Genomic DNA, 2,295 nt, shown 5'->3' with positions numbered 1-2,295 from the left:
CTTGTTCTTCTAATAGCTATAGGAACATTCAAAGGAAAGTTATAGAAAGTATTTTAAAAATATTGAAGAACCCTATTGACGGGGTTCTTTTTTTGTTATATACTTATATCAAGAAGTTAAAACAAATACAAATTTTATTGGGAGTTGAAGAAAATGAGAAAAACAGAACATAGATATCAAGTAGGAGAAATAGTGAATGAGACTCTGAAGATAGTAAGTCAGACAACTGTCCTTGTTGGAAAATATAAAAGAAAAGCATATGAAGTACAGAGTATGGTATATCCTGATGCACCTACATATATTGTACAGGAAAGGGGAATAGATGAAGGTAATGGTTGTGCCTATAAATCTGGTAATAGAGTATATGAAGGTAATTCATTATATGCTCTAGAATGGGCTAGACCTTATTTAGTAGATATAGAAGAAGCGAAAACATTAACACATAAATCAGGGAAAAAAATAAAAGTCAAGTGTACAAATCCTTCTTGTGAGAGTATAAAATATACGGTAGTTAATAAATTAGTTAATCGGGGATTTAGTTGTAAACATTGTAGCTCTAATATTAAATATCCTGAGAAATTTATGATGGCTTATCTAAAAGTAAAAGGAATAGAATACGAGTATCAGAAAGTATTTGAAGACTTTTTAAATAGAAGATTTGATTTCTATGTGGAGGGATTGGGTGTAATCGAAACTCACGGGGAGCAACATTACAACAAAGAAGGTAGAAATTCCATATGGAAAAATGCTCATGAAAAATCTGCCTTGTCTGATAAAGATAAAAGAGTATACTGTGAAAGAAAAGGTATTAATTTAATAGAATTAGATTGTAGAGAATCTGATTTTGATTTTATTTCTAGCAAAATTGATGACTCAATACTTCCAGATATAAAAAAGGTAGAAAAAAATAAAATAAAAGAAATAATTCAAAAAAATTCTTTCTATGATATTCCAGGGATGTTAAAATTATATAATAAAACAGAGTCTATCTATGATGTAGGAAAAAAGTATCAATTATCTCCAACTACAATTTCAAATATTTTTAAAAGAAGTGGTATTAACATACAAGAAATAAATAAAAAGTATACAGAAGAAGAAGTTATTAGTTTATACATTGAATTAAAATCGGCTGTGAAAGTATCTTCAATGTTATCAATAAGCTATAATACAGTATACCGTGTATTAGAAAAGAATAAAATCCAACCTGTAGGATTAATTTCTAGATATAATAGTAAAAAAGTTCTTTGTAAAACTAATAATAAAATATTTAATAGTCTTCAAGAGGCTAGGAAATGGTGTAATTTATCTTCTATATCAGGAATACAAAAAGTCTGTAAAGGAGAACGTAGGTCAGCAGGTAGACACCCTGACACAGGAGAAAAATTAACTTGGGAATATGTAGATTAAAATAACCATTTTAAACTGTTGACAACGAATAAACAGTATAGTATAATAGTATTATAAACAATTAAAAGAATCATTTTATAGGAGGAATTATAATGGATTATTATAGAGATAGGTTGCGTACAAAAGAAGAAGAGTTAAGAATTGCTAATGATTTAGTGGAATTTAAAAATGAATGTTTGCAAAGATTAAATAAAAAAATGGATAGACTAGAAAAGGAAAATGAAGAATTAAAACTTAAAGCTGAGAAATACTATGATTTATGGAAAGCTGAATTAATGGAACGTGACGATTACGAAGATTATTAAAACATAAATTTTATAGGAGGAATTATTATGAAAAAGAAATTTACAATTGAAGTTGAAATGGAAGAAAGATGGATTGATTATTTTATGTCAATGTTAAATAAAATGGAACACCTCGGTAATTTAGGAGCTTCCAGAGATGTTTCTATCTACTCAGATGGTGATGGAGATTTTCGACCTAAATTTAAAGCAGATGTAGATTGGGAAAAAGTAGAATCTGATATAGAAGACAACCATTATGATGCAGGTTAAAACATACATTTTATTGGAGGAGATATAATGAAGAATAATACTACAGAATTATTAAGTGTGATAGTGAAAGCTATGAGTAAAGAAGGTATTGAACTTACTAACGTTAAATTATATGAACAGGCAGTAGAACTTAACAACGAGGTCAAAGTGTGTATAACTAATGGTGGTTATCTTATTCACCGAGTAAATGAGGGCGGAGGAATTAGTTGTGTGCTTGAAAAGTCTATGATAAACAAAGTTTTAGAGTTGCTTAAAAAAGATGAGTGGTTGCCTGGAGATGATATTGAAGCATACGGGGAATGGTTTACTTTAGTAATGCAGGAAAGTAAATACT

4 protein-coding genes are annotated in these 2,295 nt (G+C 28.8%); all 4 read left to right on the top strand.

The genetic code is table 11. The features are described 5' to 3' along the window. The first annotated feature begins 153 nt into the window (after positions 1-153). Complete coding sequence (locus tag VK071_13490) at positions 154-1,407, top strand: hypothetical protein (GenBank protein HLR36327.1); 1,254 nt, start codon at positions 154-156, stop codon at positions 1,405-1,407. A 92-nt stretch (positions 1,408-1,499) separates the two neighbouring features. Next, the gene (locus tag VK071_13485) at positions 1,500-1,712 is read left to right on the top strand and encodes a hypothetical protein (protein ID HLR36326.1); all 213 of its coding nucleotides are present in this window, start codon (positions 1,500-1,502) and stop codon (positions 1,710-1,712) included. Between the two features lie 27 nt (positions 1,713-1,739). After that, the gene (locus VK071_13480) at positions 1,740-1,961 is read left to right on the top strand and encodes a hypothetical protein (protein ID HLR36325.1); all 222 of its coding nucleotides are present in this window, start codon (positions 1,740-1,742) and stop codon (positions 1,959-1,961) included. A 27-nt stretch (positions 1,962-1,988) separates the two neighbouring features. Then, positions 1,989-2,295, top strand: a 307-nt coding sequence (locus VK071_13475; GenBank protein HLR36324.1) for a hypothetical protein, incomplete at its 3' end; no start/stop codon positions are given.

This window comes from Tissierellales bacterium (assembly GCA_035301805.1).
Taxonomy (GTDB): Bacteria; Bacillota; Clostridia; order Tissierellales; family DATGTQ01; genus DATGTQ01.
Note: the sequence above shows the minus strand (reverse complement) of the source record. Positions and strands in the feature narration are given on the sequence as shown.